Origin of the sequence: Serratia sp. (in: enterobacteria) (assembly GCF_046715635.1) — a bacterium.
GTDB lineage: Bacteria > Pseudomonadota > Gammaproteobacteria > Enterobacterales > Enterobacteriaceae > Chania.
The window spans coordinates 1-13,947 of the sequence record NZ_JBKJYW010000155.1; the positions used below are offsets into that span (position 1 = coordinate 1).

Consider the following 13,947-nt stretch of genomic DNA (forward strand, 5'->3'; position numbering starts at 1 on the left):
TTTGTGCATTTTCATGCTTTACAAGCCCCATCGGCACCGCTATTATTCGCCCCGTTCACACGATTCCTCTGTAGTTCAGTCGGTAGAACGGCGGACTGTTAATCCGTATGTCACTGGTTCGAGTCCAGTCAGAGGAGCCAAATTTTAAGAAGCCCGCTTAGGCAACTAAGCGGGCTTTTTGCATTTCAGTACCATGCCAACAGTTCAAAACACTGGTATTTCAAGTACCGCCACGACGGAGAGGAAACGGGTCTTTGATGCCTACCCTGCCATCTCTTTAACACTGGCCAGAAAACTACGCGACGACTCACGCGCCGAATTGACATAAGGTAATGACCCGAGACAAACTCGGCGTCATGAAAACAGACCAGAAAGGCGATCATTACTCGGGAAGAGATAGCTCGCACCTGACACAACAACAACCGTACCTGGTCTTGCACGCATTCAAACCGTATATTGCGAAACCTTGAAATGTCTCTGTTCCCGTCTTTGGGAAAACTGTCCATTGCCAAAATCACCACGGCTGATTTTCTGTACGTCCTCAAAGCCACCGAAGACAAAGGATTTCTGGGGGGTCATCATGCGGTTACCAACCGCGCATCGTCAGTATCATGCGCTATGCCATACAGAACCAGATGATTAAATATAATCCGGCGCTTGACTTGAGCGGAGCCATTGCCACCTCGAAAAAGCGCCACTACCCTGCTCTCCCTCTTCCCCAACGGCCCAATTTCCTTGCCCGGCTTAATCAGGATAACGGGCGATTGCTGACCCGCCTAGCACTGCATTTTAACTTGTATGTCTTTGTCCGCTCCAGCGAGTTACATTTTGCCCGCGGGGGAGATTGATTTTGAGAATGCGCTCTGGACCATTCCTGATGCGCGTGATCCTGTTGCCGGTATCCGCTATTCCGAGCGAGGCGCCAAGATAAACCCCCCGCACCTGGTGCTGCTTTCAACCCAGTCCATTGCCGTCCTCAAGTAAATACAACAGCTATCAGGACACGGTCAATTCATTTTACCCAACGACCACGACATGTTTAAAGTCATGAGTGAGAACACCATCAATAAAGCCCTGCGGCGTCAGGGATACGACACAAAATCTAAAATTTGTGGCATGGCCTGCAGTTCCCTCATCGAGTCAGGAAAGAAACTCTGTCAGGGCAGCCGAGGGGAAAGCCCTTCCCTGCGCTAAGATTCGATAATCGCATTTTACAACCACGTTCCCACTGAGCTGGTAGCAGGCTACGGGCATGGTCTGAGTCACGGGAAGAGTGAAGAGAATCACATAATTTACGCGATCGCAGGATAATCGCAGACGGGCATGTCATGCTGTTTGTATGGATATTCGCAAGATCCATGAGCCATCCCCAAACAGGAGTGATTGAATAATGCAAAGGACTAGAACGTCAAAAGAAATGGCTGCTCTCTTCGTGGGAGTGATTTTTTATATTCTTCCTGTATTCATAAGTGCGTCTTATGCACAGAATGGTTCATTGAATCTCGGCATTCCCAGTGAAGTGCATCAAAGTATTGATAAAGACTGTCACGCTCAGATGCTCGGGGTCTTTTTAGACTCATCTGGGCAAGCGGTCACAACACTATCGGGTTATCAGTTAGAATCAATTTCATGTAATGAAACCAGTGTGGGTTTGTATTACAAGCGGTCAGATGGCTCGCTGGAAATGAGCTTAACAGACAATAAAATGGTGAGTCAGTCCCTGGGTAGTGCTGGAGGCAATAAATTAGCAGACAGGTTGCTTGGGATACAAAGGCTGGGTCTGCAAACACAAGAAGCAACGATTCAGGCCTTTAACGAACTTAGTGCAAAACATCCAGTGTTAGCCATAGAGTTTGAAAAAAAGTCTCCTCCTGCTGTGAAGTTCTCTCTTTCTACCAGCGATCCTTTGTATTACCGGCGAGTACCCTGTGAAGAGAGTGGCTGTGGAAGCATTGAGGCACAGGCACTGATCAGGAATGAGCACTATTTCTTCAAGATGAATGTAGAAAACCCTAGCGTAGCCAATTCCAAAGATGCAGCGAATGATTTTGTCAAAGGGGTTTTGCAGGCAATCAAGCTAGGGAATCTGCCTTAAACTTAAACGCAGGAGTTACTTCACGGTAACTCAAGCCAGAAGTTGGCGCTGAAGTTGTTCAATCCTCGCGTGTAAGGGTCAATTTTCGCCTGAAACATTTGTGGAATTAACGCTCCGTCAGCGCCATTCCTGAAATATTCTTTAACTGACTGAAGCCCTAATCTCTTTAGATGTTGCCATTCGCGATACAGTTTGTCCTGTCAATCTTGCTTCTGTTTGGCCGCGCTTGGCTTCCGGCTCGGTAGTGGCATTGAGTAATCGGGTCGCAAGTCAGCATCGTGGAAAAAGGTTATTTTGCCATAAACCCCTTCATCCTCAATTGTTCGACGCCAACGGTACCCTGACGCAATACATTACCGACCACTTGCACCAACCCTGGCAAGGCGAAGCCGCCTTTGTCTTTTGCAACCAGGCCCGCTCGCGCATCAAAGTCTTACGCTGGGACAAACACGGTGTCTGGTTGTGCCTTCGCCGCCTTCATCAGGGCCATTTTATCTGGCCCAGGCAGGGCGAGGTTGCCTGGAGACTGTCACCAGAACAGGCCGACTGGTTGATGAAAGGCATTGACTGGCAACGGGTTGAGGCCCTGAAAAATGCCCGTCAGTGGCGACGGCGCTATGCGAAACCTCGGCTGGAAGTCTTCCATCAATGGTTGTTGTTGCAACAAGCGCAGGCGGCCCCCAACTCGGGGCTGCGCAAGGTGCTGGACTACACCTTGAAACGCTGGCCTGCGTTACTGCGCTACCTGGACGATGGGCGCGTCCCCATAGACAATAACCGCTGTGAAAACGGCATGCGTCCGGTCGCCGCAAGAACTGGCTCTTTGCAGGATCGTTGCGCGCGGGGCCGCGAATGGCGTCAATCCTGAGCCTGCTGGAAACGGCCAAACTCAACGGTCACGACCCTTACATCTGGTTACGCGATGTACTGACTCGTTTACCGAGCTGGCCCAACAGTCGGATCAACGAGCTATTACCCTACGCCGAAAAACGCTTCAGCTAATTACCACGTCAGCTTATTACATTATTTAATCGAGCAACACGAGTTCACCGTTCGGTTACGTTCAATGAATATAGAGAAAACCTCCTCAAAACTGCTGCAGCTTAGAATTTAAGGTCAAAATCAGTGGGCACTGATCGGTTAAGCGCGAGTTCAAACGCATAATTTATGTTTTTTAAATAAAAATCTCGGCACTCTGGAATTTTTTGACAAATTCTAGATGACGGCTCAATGAAACTGGCCGAACCATGGATCACTCAGTTCGGGACTATACGGCCAGTCAGTCTTGCGAGGAATAACGCCCTGCGCTGACAATGCCTGCTCGGGTGAAAGAAAAAGTCCCCCTAAATCGTTCCCTGCGTTTATGGCGTAAAACTGCACACCCGTACCGGTAAGTTGTTTATTCACTATAAGGAAGAAAAAATAAGTGGCGCGCGCCCAACTAGCCTCTTCGGTGCCCGGTTCTTCAGCGGAGTAGATAAGGTATTCCTGCCCGCCACATCGAACTTTGTACTCAGGAACATCAGTATCCAAAATTTCTGATAGTTCAGTCGGGTGTTCAATGAACTTGCTCAGTTCAGGCAGCAATTGCTGGTAGGCATCAACCATACCCTGTTCCGCTAAATCTTCAGCATCAAGGTGAATCATTTTTTCATAATCGAGTGACTCAGTTGACGTTTGAGAGATTTCAGATTTTGATTTTGAGAAAAACTTAGAGAAAATATTACGCATCGGAATCCTCTTCAGTGGCTCACCATCACCCGATCAATCCGATAGGCGCAAGCGAGCTGGTCTGCTTGATTCATGATATGACAGAATGGCTCAGGAAGAAATGACACCATTAGTTTGAGCGAATGGGATCTAGCCAATCACTGCATTATTCCGCTGTTTAACACCGGAATACTCAATCGTCATAAGGCTCGCCGAGTGTGAGCATCAACCGGTTGGCCCAGGCAAAGAAGGCCGTCGCCTGCACCAGGTCCAACAGCTCCAGTTCGCCCAACCCTTGTTCACGTAACGCGTGCAGTTGAGCCGCATTGGCCTGCGGTGGCGTGGCCGAAAGCGCTGCGGCAAAGTCTATCTGCGTACGCCAATCCTCACCCTGCCCTTCACTCAAGATCCTTCCAGGCGCGATATCCAGCAGACGCTGCACCTCTTCTACCCTTTTGGATAACTGCGCCGCTTTACGCGCATGCACCGAAGCACAGTAAATACAACCGTTCACCTTGCTGGCCACTGCCGCTGCCAACTCCCGATCCTTGCGAGCCAAACCGCCTGAGGTGTAGAAAATGCCCCGATCCGTGATGGTTCGCTGTTCCAACACGGCATGATCGCGCGCCAACAATCGGAAATAGTCAGAATCAGCGTGGCCGAACTTGGTCAATAAGGCTTTTCCCGGTTCATCAAACGCCTCCAACGGCTTGGCGGCAATCCAGGGCTCCCATCCCAGCTCCTGGCGGGTAAACGCAGGCGGCGCATGGCGGCCACTGGCTGTATGACTCGCGGTGCGCCAGGCAGAGGCTCGGACAGGAGCATGGCCACTGGTCGCGACCGGCAATCCGGACAACAAGCGATAGCCGAACAACAGACGGCTCTGGAAACTGACAAAAGCAATCAGCTGTGAAAGCGTGACAATGTCAGCCAACGACCACCCCGCCTGTTGCAGGGCCTGTAAGTGTTTGGCTTCTGCTCCGGCAGGCTTGAAGACCAGGCGTTCTGCATGATCCAATGCGGCCTGCAAGCGTGGGCCGTCTGCGGGCTGAGTCTGCTGCAATTGGCCATAATGCGCCGCCAACTGCCGATCGCCGTGCCATTCGCTGATACGTTGCGCCAACAACAGGCGCTCCGCAATCCCGAAACCTCCCACATCCTGTGGCGCAAACAGTCTCTGATAGCTGGCCTCAATCCCCTCGGTGGCCGCCTGTCGTGTCGCTCTGGCCTGTGCCAAAGGGGAGTTTGGGGTGATTTCAGCCAGTCTGGCCAGGAGATCCTGGGTGTCGGTCATACGTTTTCCTCAGCGTGATGTGAATAAGGAAGCGTGGCAGGGTTACGTCGCTGCCACCCTAATGCGGGTGCGACATCACGAGCTATCAGCTCAATGGAGCGCAAAATATAGGCATGGGGCGGATCGATAGAGTGCACCTGAAACGCCAAGTCGGTGACGCGGGCCAGCGCACTATCCCGTTGCAACGAGGCGATCACCTGCTCTGGCGTACCTAGATGCACGTCAAAAGCGCGGATCAGACCGTCGAGCGACTCATCCTGCACCTGATGCCCACTGGCGCGTAAACGCTCCAGTCCACGGCTAAGCCCCTGTGCAGCAAAATCACGTGCACGGTTCTGATCTTCGGTGACAAAAGCGGTACGCGATCCCATGATGCGCGGCTCTACCCCTGGCGGCAGCGCGGCAAGGTAGGCGTCAATAATCGGATTTTGCAGCTCATCGAGTGACGTATCCGGGGCAGCTTGCGGCCTGGGTTGAGTACGTGACAGCATCAGCCCATCCCCAGCCTTACCGGCCCGGATCCCTCCTTCAACCGAGAAGGTGGCTTGCCAGACGCGTTTTTTCAGTTGGGGAGCAGCCGGATAAAGGCGGTTAGCTACGTTGCCGAGTGCTTCACCGCCCCAGGCGTCCAACAGAATGCGTAAATTATCGTTAAACGCCGCATTGCGCCGCTCAGCATCAATACCAAAAGCGCTAAACGAAGACGGGGTTCCGCCTGCCGCCAGCCCTACTTCCAACCGGCCGCCGGAAAGCAGATCCAACACCGCCGTATCTTCCGCCACGCGAACCGCAGATTCCATCGGCAAAGTGATCACTCCCGTCCCCAAACGAATGTGTCGGGTGTGCGCCGCAGCCTGAGCCAAAAAAACCAGGGGTGAAGGCAACCCGCCCTCATCCTGATGAAAATGATGCTGTGCGACCCAAGCGGTGTCGAACCCGGCGCGTTCGGCATGAACAATCTGCTCGGTGGCCAGTCGGTAACGTTCCTGAGCACTGCCGTTATCCAGCAGGCGGGTAAAAAAGCCGAGACGTTTAGCGCTCATGAGGCATCCTTCAAAGTTTGGTACATTGCACGGCCAGGAATGGCCGCAATCAATTGGCGGGTATAGTCACTGCCCGGTAGAGCAAATACCTCGGCGGTGGCGCCTGCATCCACCTGTTGCCCACGGCACAGCACCGAGACGCTGTGCGAGATTTGCCGCACCGTCGCCAGATCGTGCGAGATAAACAGGTAGGTCAGCCCCAGTTCTTGCTGCAGTTGCTGCAATAAACGCAGGATTTGCGCCTGCACGGTGACGTCCAACGCCGAGGTGGCCTCATCCAATACCAGCACCCGAGGTTGCAGTATCAGAGCACGGGCGATGGCGACCCGTTGGCGCTGGCCACCGGAAAGTTCACGTGGTTTACGCGTCAGGAGTTCTGCAGGCAGAGCCACTCGCTCAAACAATTCCCGCACCCGCCGGTAACGCTCAGCCTTGGCGACAGGCTCAAAGTTGAGCAACGGTTCTTCGATCGCCTGATACAAGGTTTGTGCCGGATCGAGCGAAGCAAAGGGGTTTTGATAGACCAGTTGGATACGCCGCCGAAACTGGCGTAGCGCCTCGCCCTTCAGCCGGGTAAAATCGACGCCGTCGATGATGATTTGCCCGGCATCTGGCCGCTGAAAACCCAGCAGGCAGCGGGCCAAGGTGGTTTTACCGGAACCAGACTCGCCGACCAGCGCATGAGTAGCGCCGCGCTGCACGCTGAAGGACACGCCATCCAGCGCCCGGAATGCCTGCCCGCCTCTGCCAGCAAAACGGAAATCCTTCACCAGTTCGTTGACGACGATTGCCGGTTCCGCCTTACTGACAATCGCTGGTGGGGCGACGGAGGTCAGCGAAGGCGCATCGGCAAACAAACGGCGGGTATACTCGTGCGTTGGTGCCTGCAATACCTCTGTCGTTTGCCCCTGTTCCTGTACCCTGCCCTGACGAAACACCAGCAGCCGATCGGCCCGTTCTGCCGCCACGCCCAAATCGTGGGTGACGAACAGTACCGCCGTGCCAAACTCCTGACGCAGTTCGTCGATCAGATCGAGAATGCGCTTTTGCACCGTCACGTCCAGCGCGCTGGTCGGCTCATCGGCAATAATCAACGCGGGCCGTAACGCCATGGCGATGGCAATCAGTACCCGCTGTTTCATGCCGCCGGAAAGCTCATGCGGATACTGGCGCACGCGCAATTCAGGATGAGTCAGCCCTACACGGGTGAGTAACTCCACCACCCGAAGCTGCACCAGCTTGCGGGGCAGGCGCTGATGAATGTTGATGATCTCGGCAACCTGCTCACCGATGGTTTTAACCGGGTTCAGCGAACTGGCGGGATCTTGCGGGATCAGGCTTATCTGCGCACCACGCACCGCCTCCCACTGGCGCGGTGACCAGTGTGCAATATCGGTGCCATTAAGCCGGATCGCCCCTTGCTCCAGGCGGCCATTCTCCGCCAGCAGGCCGATAATCGCCTGGGCCGTGGTGGTTTTCCCCGAGCCTGACTCCCCAACCAGGGCGACGACTTCCCCCGGCTGAATGGTGAAGGAAACGTTGTGTACCACCCGCTGGCTGCTGTTGCCCTGCTGATAGGCGATGGAAACGTTATCCAGCTCCAGCAAGGGTACTGGTGAAACGGTTGTCTGTAGGTTCATCGGCGTGTGTTCCCTAATGCATGGCTGATACGGTTGGCGGCCAGCACCACGGCAACCACCATCAGGCCGGGAAAGGTAGTCAGCCACCAGGCCGTTGAGATGTAGTTTCGCCCTTCGGCGATCAGCAAGCCCCACTCCGGCGTAGGCGGTGGCGTGCCGTATCCCAGGAAGCTCAGGGTGGCGATCGCCAGAATGGCATTGCCAAACTGTAGGGCGGAGAATGCAATCACCGAGGTCAGCGAATTAGGCAGAATATGCCGCCATAACACCGCCCAAAAATGCCCGCCGCTGCCGTAGGCCGCTTCAACGTAATCGCTGTGCCGCACCCGCAGCACTTCTGCACGGGCCAGACGCGCAAAGTTGGCCACCGACGAGATCCCCACCGCCAGCGCCGCGTTCAACGTGCCGAAGCCCAATAGGATGATCACGCTCAAGGAAAGCAGCAGCCCAGGGATCGATAGCAAAACATCAACCAAACGCATCACAACATCATCGACGATGCCGCCCAAAGCCCCGGCGACCACGCCCAGCGACGTCCCCACAACCAGCCCCAGTGCCACGGCCACCAACGCTGCGGATAAAGTGTGTGATGCGCCATACACGATCCGAGCGTAAAGATCGCGCCCCAGTGGGTCGGTGCCTAGCCAGTGTTCACCCCCGGGAGCCAGACGTTGTGCTCCGGCAATCCCTTCCGTGCCGCTGTATGCAGTAAACATCTCCGGTGCGATCGCCCATAGCACAGCGATCGCCAGCACGATCCAGGCCAGCCACAGGCTAAGCGGATAACGCCGCTGAACGTGCCTGGCTGTACGTAAACTCCCTTCAGTTTCCCCACCGGACAGATCGCGTTCCGGCATCACGGATTTTTCCAACGGAAGACTGCTCATCGGGTCGCTCCTGCAAAGGTTGTCAGTCTGGGATCAAGCAGTGGGAACAGCAGATCGACCAGCAGATTGAGGAAGACAAAGGCGGCGGCAGAGATCATCACCACCGCCTGTAACACCGCCACGTCCTGGTTCACTACCGCCTGCTGCGTCAATTGCCCCAGGCCACTGCGGCCAAATACGGTTTCGGTGATCAACGCCCCGGCAATCAGTTCGCCAAACAAAATGCCCGCGATAGTCAGCACCGGCAGCATGGCGTTACGCGCCACATGTCGCCACAGCACCCCACTGCGGCTAGCCCCTTTGGCTCGTGCCACCGCCACAAAAGGCTGAGTTTGCACGCTATCGATGCTGCGGATCAGGATCTGCGCCAGCGGAGCAGAGATTGGGATCGCCAAGGTGGCGATCGGCAACAGCAGGCCAACCCACTCCCCTGGATTGATGATGGGCACCAGCTTCAGCCGGAATGAAAAGATCTGGATCAACACAATGCCGAGCCAGAAGGTAGGAACTGACACAAACAGCGCAGGCAGCGATTGCAGCGCCGCTTTTAACCAGCCAAAGCCGATCAGATTGGAGATAAAAGCAATCACCAGCGCCAACAGCAAAGCCAGCGTGAAACCCAGTACCGCTAATTGCAGAGTGGCGGGCAGGTTGGCAGCCAGCAAGTCACTCACCGGCACACCGTTCTGGATCGAATAGCCCAAATCGCCGCGCAGGAAATTGCCCAACGTATGCAGATATTGCTGCCACAGAGGCACATCGGCACCGTAGGCGGCACGCATATCGGCGATCTGATCCGGGCTAAGGCCCATATCCGGGTTCTGGAATTTAATCAGGATCGCGTCGCCGGGCAGTACCTGCAGCAAGATAAACGACAGGGTGAATGCCGCCCACAGCACCAGCAACGCCTGCCCGGTTCGGCCACTCAGGTATTTCAGCATCTATGTCTCCTCGAATATGGCGTTACCGTTTCTCTAACCACGCGCCATAGAAGCTTGGCCGCCCCACGGCTTCAAAGTTGACGCCTTTCAGATAGGGAGCTCCAGCAAAGACCTGCGGCTCTTCAAAGAACGGGATCACATAGGCCTGATCCAGCAGATACTTTTGAGCCTCACCGGCGATCTGTAGGCGCTTGGCTGGATCCACCTCAGAGGCGATCCCCAGCAGCAGTTGATTCAGTGAGTTATCGATGAATTTACTGTTCTGGCTGGTGCCCCCCTGCTGCAACAGGCCATCACGATTGGTGGGGTAAAACTGACTTTTAATCACATCGGGATCGGCACGGCCCACTTCGACCACCGAAGCCGGGGTCTTCTGTGGATCGAGGTTATCCGCCACCCGGCTGCCCGCATCGCCTGCCAGGATATTCAGCCGTGCCCCCACCTTGCCCCATTGTTGCGAGACCAACTGCAATACCGCCTTGTTTTGCGGCTGTGGCAGCGACTCGTACACCGTTAACAACAGCTGCTTACCGTCTTTCTGGCGCAGGCCGTCGCTGCCCTTTTGCCAACCAGCGTCATCCAGCAGGCGGTTGGCCTTCGCCAGATCGAAAGTCAATTTTTCAGAGAGATCGACAAAACCGGCCGCCGAGGAGGCAATCACCGATTTGGCGGGTGGATAGTTGGCGGAGAACAGCGTCTCGACGATCTGTTTGCTATCGGTGGCATGCAGTAGCGCTTGCCGTACGCGAATGTCGGCCACCAGCGGATTGTCTGGCCGGAAGGCAATGCTGTCGTTGACTCCACGGGTTGGCGCGGCATAGATCGTAAAGCCCTGATCCTGAGTTTGCTTCTCATCGTAAGCCTGGATCTGGCGAATAAAGTCCGCCTGTCCGGCCTGCAACGCGCCAATTCGTACGCTGTCTTCCGGGGTGACGATCACCTTGATGGCATCCAGATTGGCCCGCCCTTGCTGAGCCAGCTTGGCCGGTCCCCAGCGATAGTCTTGGCGTACGCTGAGATCGACCTCGCGCCCCAGAGTTTCACCGCTTACCACAAACGGGCCAGAGCCGATGATATGGCGTGCATCACCCAGTTCATCATATTGGCGGTTCAACGTGGTGAGCGATACCAGCCCGGAGCCGATGGTCGCCGTACCTTGCAGGAAGCCTGGGGACGAGCGTTTGAAATAGAATTTAACCGTCAGCGGATCGATGACCTCACTGTGGTCATAGTTATTGATCACCTCGGAAACCGGCAAGCGCAGCGCTTTATTGCCTAGACCATAGGTATCAAAGTTCTTGGCTACCGCGTTGGCATCCAGCGGTGTCCCGTCGGAGAAGGTCACACCGGGGCGGAGTTTGAAGGTATATTCCGTTTTATCAGAGTTGCTGGACCAGGACTCGGCGATCCAGGGTTCGATCTCCAGCGTTTTCGGGTTCTGGTAGGTCAGCTTATCGGTGATCTGGTTAAGGATACCGCCGTTGGGATAAAACCCGCCGGAAGGGGGATACAGATTGGTATGGGCCTGCTGCTCCAGGTAGATCAGAGTGCCACCCTGCACCGCCGCGATGGCCGGGCTCGCCGCAGCCGCTGCGCCTAATACCACTGCCAGTCCGCTGGTTAACGTCTTGAAAGGAAAATTAAACATGGGTGCCGTGCCTTCTTTATGTCGGTTTGTTATGGGTTAGATAACAAACCAAAACGGCACGAAGTTGAACGAACTAATTTAGCTAACTAATGATGGAAAAAGCAGTAACGCGCCAAGCAACGGTTGGACGCGCCTGCACGCCCCTTCAATCCACCTGATACTGCACAATCAATTGCCCTTTCTTCATCTTGACGGCGGTAACCTGCACCTTGCCCAATGCCGCCAGCGAGCGCACATGGGTGCCACCGCAGCCATAAGCGGGGAGCTCGCCAAACCCAACCTGACGGACGCCTTGCTGTTCCTGCTGCCTGCGCGGCAAGTCGGCGGCAATCAAGTCCGTCAGCCGTTGTTGCAAATATTCCTGTTCCAGTTCTGTTGCTTGTGTACCCGGTGCAAAGGTAATGCGCCCTTCCCCCGGCCAGTGGTGCGCCTTCACCGGCTGCCAGCCCTTGCTTTCCCCCAGCCAGCCAATCAGATGCCCGGCAGAATGCCAGCGGGTATGCAAGTGACGTTGTTCCCCGTCGATCTCCAGCGTGACCGGGCCACAAGACAACGGCTCAGCCAGATAATGGAGCAGTTGATCGCCCTGCGCGGCAACTCGTAACACCGCTACACCGCCGATCGTGCCGCTATCGCTCGGCTGCCCGCCGCCCTGTGGGTGAAACAGCGTGGCATCCAACTGCACCGCGTAGCTACCATCCTCTTGCGCCGTGCAGGCGAGTACCTGAGCCTGGAGCTGCAAATCATCGTGATAATAATAAAGTCGTTCGGTCATGGGGCTTTCTCCTGGTTAACGCCGTTATTATATTCGTGCCATAATCGGCTGATAATCCGTCTTCACTACAATGGACCTTTGCGCCGTGAGCACAAATCTTTCCACCGCACTACTGGTTGAAATGGCCGTTTTTGTTCAGGTGGTGGACAGCGGCAGCTTCTCCGCCGCCGCCCGTCAGTTGGGCAGTTCCCCTTCTGCCACCAGCCGCAGCGTTGCCCGGCTGGAACAGGCGCTGAACGTACGGCTGTTGCACCGCACCACCCGCAAACTGCGCCTAAGTGAACAAGGCGAGGCCGTGTTTCAGCGCTGCCGCAGCATGCTGGATGCCGCCAACTCAGTGTTGACCCTCAGCGGCCAGGGCAGCTCAGAGCCGGAAGGCACGATTAGCGTCAGCGTACCGAAGGCCGTCGGGCACTTTGTTCTGCACCCACATATGCCAGAGTTCTTACGCCGTTACCCACAGGTAGATGTTCATCTGCGGTTGGAAGACCGCTACATGGATTTGATCGACGATCGGGTCGATCTGGCGCTGCGCATTACCGACCGCCCGTCACCGGGCCTGATCGGCCGCCCGTTGATGACCATCGAACATTTGCTATGCGCCACTCCGCATTACCTGGCCCAACAGGGCACGCCGCGGCACCCGCGGGACTTAACGGAACATAGCTGCATTTATCTGGGGGAGACGCCCAGCGACGCGCGCTGGCGTTTTCGCCGCAACGGCAAGACGGTTTCGATTAATGTCCGGGGGCGCTATGCCGCCAACCACACCGGGGTTCGGCTGGATGCGGTGAAACAGCATATCGGTATCGGCAGCCTGCCCTACTTTACCGCCCGCCAGGCACTGGCCAGCGGTGAGATTGTGCAGGTGTTACCAGAGTGGAATTTCCTCAGCAGTTATCATGGCGATCTGTGGCTGCTGTATGCCCCAACTCAGCATCTGCCCCCTAAGCTACGGGTGTTTATCGATTATCTGGTGGCGAGTTTGGGCCAGGAACCCGCGTTAAAGCGCCTTGCGCAGGGTGATATTGATGCGGTGTGACCCCACCAGCGAATGATAGCCCTCTTTCACCGGCAAGATGCCGTGGAAGCACAATCGCGACGGGCCGCCCCAGACCACCACGTCGCCGTGGGCCAGCGGGATGCGCCGCGTTCTGTCGCTGCGTTGCAGGCCACCAAACTGAAAAACGGCCGGTAACCCCAGCGATACCGAAACAATGGGCGCGGAAAAGTCATGCTCGTCAATATCTTGATGCAGCGAAAGCTTGCTGCCTGGATCGTAGCGGTTCATCAGGCAGGAGTCCGGGACGTAATGACCGAACCCGGCCTGCAAGGCCGCTTCATCGGCCAATGCCAGCAGAATTGCCGGGATCTCTGGCCAACTTTTGCCGCTACCGGGATCGCGTTGCGAATAACGGTAGCCATTGCTATCGCTGTTCCAGCCGTTACCGCACCAGCTCATCGCCACCGACATGGTGAAACCGCCCGGCGTGGTCATATGCCGCCAAGGCACCTGTGCTACCACACCGTTGACCGCCGCAAGCAGTTCCGGGCCGTGCTCGCGAACAAAGCCGTGCAGCACCACCGCCCCCGGCGCAATCTCCTCGCGCCAGGGCGGCGGCAGCGCATCTTCAAACAGATCGATTGTCATCGCCTTTACCTGGATAAATACACAGGTGTAATTCTAACCGCTTGGCCGTTGTTGTCCAGTCCTGCGTAATTCGTTGTTGTTCGAGATAAATAACCTTAGAGTAGCCGCTGGATCTTAATCTATACCCTATGGATTTCAAGCGCAGTCAACAACGCTGTAGTTTGAAAGACGACGGGTAAATAATCAGGAACGCTGGTGATCAAGGGCATCATACTTTCCGTCGTCGCTTCCCTGCTGTTCGGCGTGATGTATTACTACACCTC

At 55.7% G+C, this 13,947-nt stretch carries 11 protein-coding genes, 1 tRNA gene and 3 pseudogenes; 6 read left to right on the forward strand and 9 right to left on the reverse strand.

Features of this window, described 5'->3' with window-relative positions; translation table 11 throughout:
• The first annotated feature begins 64 nt into the window (after nt 1-64).
• From ACLQ7H_RS07800 to ACLQ7H_RS07820, 5 genes and pseudogenes are all read left to right on the forward strand, one after another.
• Nucleotides 65-140 (forward strand) — tRNA-Asn (locus ACLQ7H_RS07800).
• Nucleotides 141-429: 289 nt separating this feature from the next.
• Nucleotides 430-639 (forward strand): annotated as a pseudogene (locus tag ACLQ7H_RS07805) (phage integrase central domain-containing protein); the annotation flags it as partial.
• A gap of 751 nt (nt 640-1,390) precedes the next feature.
• The gene (locus tag ACLQ7H_RS07810) at nt 1,391-2,095 is read left to right on the forward strand and encodes a hypothetical protein (protein WP_411752173.1); all 705 of its coding nucleotides are present in this window, start codon (nt 1,391-1,393) and stop codon (nt 2,093-2,095) included.
• Nucleotides 2,096-2,339: 244 nt separating this feature from the next.
• Nucleotides 2,340-2,666 (forward strand): annotated as a pseudogene (gene tnpB / locus ACLQ7H_RS07815) (IS66 family insertion sequence element accessory protein TnpB); the annotation flags it as partial.
• A gap of 27 nt (nt 2,667-2,693) precedes the next feature.
• A pseudogene (locus ACLQ7H_RS07820) lies at nt 2,694-3,097 on the forward strand (IS66 family transposase); the annotation flags it as partial.
• 225 nt (nt 3,098-3,322) lie between these two features.
• Here the strand turns inward: ACLQ7H_RS07820 and ACLQ7H_RS07825 are convergent.
• The 8 genes from ACLQ7H_RS07825 to ACLQ7H_RS07860 form a co-directional block, all read right to left on the reverse strand.
• Nucleotides 3,323-3,826 (reverse strand): hypothetical protein, encoded by a 504-nt coding sequence (locus tag ACLQ7H_RS07825; RefSeq protein WP_411752174.1) that lies wholly within the window; start codon nt 3,824-3,826, stop codon nt 3,323-3,325.
• Nucleotides 3,827-3,998: 172 nt separating this feature from the next.
• Nucleotides 3,999-5,099 (reverse strand): alkylhydroperoxidase domain protein, encoded by a 1,101-nt coding sequence (locus ACLQ7H_RS07830; protein ID WP_411752175.1) that lies wholly within the window; start codon nt 5,097-5,099, stop codon nt 3,999-4,001.
• Nucleotides 5,096-6,142 carry a putative FMN-dependent luciferase-like monooxygenase gene (locus ACLQ7H_RS07835; RefSeq protein ID WP_411752176.1) on the reverse strand — a complete coding sequence of 349 codons (1,047 nt, stop codon included), beginning with the start codon at nt 6,140-6,142 and terminating at the stop codon, nt 5,096-5,098. The genes ACLQ7H_RS07830 and ACLQ7H_RS07835 overlap by 4 nt, the downstream gene beginning before the upstream one ends.
• A complete protein-coding gene (locus tag ACLQ7H_RS07840; protein ID WP_411752177.1) occupies nt 6,139-7,782 on the reverse strand; it encodes a dipeptide ABC transporter ATP-binding protein in 1,644 nt (547 codons plus the stop codon). Before ACLQ7H_RS07840 ends, ACLQ7H_RS07835 begins: the two co-directional genes overlap by 4 nt.
• A complete protein-coding gene (locus tag ACLQ7H_RS07845) occupies nt 7,779-8,669 on the reverse strand; it encodes an ABC transporter permease (RefSeq protein WP_411752178.1) in 891 nt (296 codons plus the stop codon). The genes ACLQ7H_RS07840 and ACLQ7H_RS07845 overlap by 4 nt, the downstream gene beginning before the upstream one ends.
• Complete coding sequence (locus ACLQ7H_RS07850; protein ID WP_411752179.1) at nt 8,666-9,610, reverse strand: ABC transporter permease; 945 nt, start codon at nt 9,608-9,610, stop codon at nt 8,666-8,668. The genes ACLQ7H_RS07845 and ACLQ7H_RS07850 overlap by 4 nt, the downstream gene beginning before the upstream one ends.
• Nucleotides 9,611-9,632: 22 nt before the next feature.
• Nucleotides 9,633-11,258: a TIGR04028 family ABC transporter substrate-binding protein gene (locus ACLQ7H_RS07855; RefSeq protein WP_411752180.1), complete on the reverse strand. Its 1,626-nt coding sequence runs from the start codon at nt 11,256-11,258 to the stop codon at nt 9,633-9,635.
• Between the two features lie 145 nt (nt 11,259-11,403).
• Nucleotides 11,404-12,033 (reverse strand): alanyl-tRNA editing protein, encoded by a 630-nt coding sequence (locus ACLQ7H_RS07860; protein WP_411752181.1) that lies wholly within the window; start codon nt 12,031-12,033, stop codon nt 11,404-11,406.
• Nucleotides 12,034-12,118: 85 nt separating this feature from the next.
• Here ACLQ7H_RS07860 and ACLQ7H_RS07865 point away from each other — a divergent pair, with 85 nt between their 5' ends.
• A complete protein-coding gene (locus tag ACLQ7H_RS07865) occupies nt 12,119-13,075 on the forward strand; it encodes a LysR family transcriptional regulator (RefSeq protein WP_411752182.1) in 957 nt (318 codons plus the stop codon).
• Here the strand turns inward: ACLQ7H_RS07865 and alkB are convergent.
• Complete coding sequence (gene alkB, locus ACLQ7H_RS07870) at nt 13,037-13,684, reverse strand: DNA oxidative demethylase AlkB (protein WP_411752183.1); 648 nt, start codon at nt 13,682-13,684, stop codon at nt 13,037-13,039. The genes ACLQ7H_RS07865 and alkB overlap by 39 nt on opposite strands.
• Nucleotides 13,685-13,947: the final 263 nt, after the last annotated feature.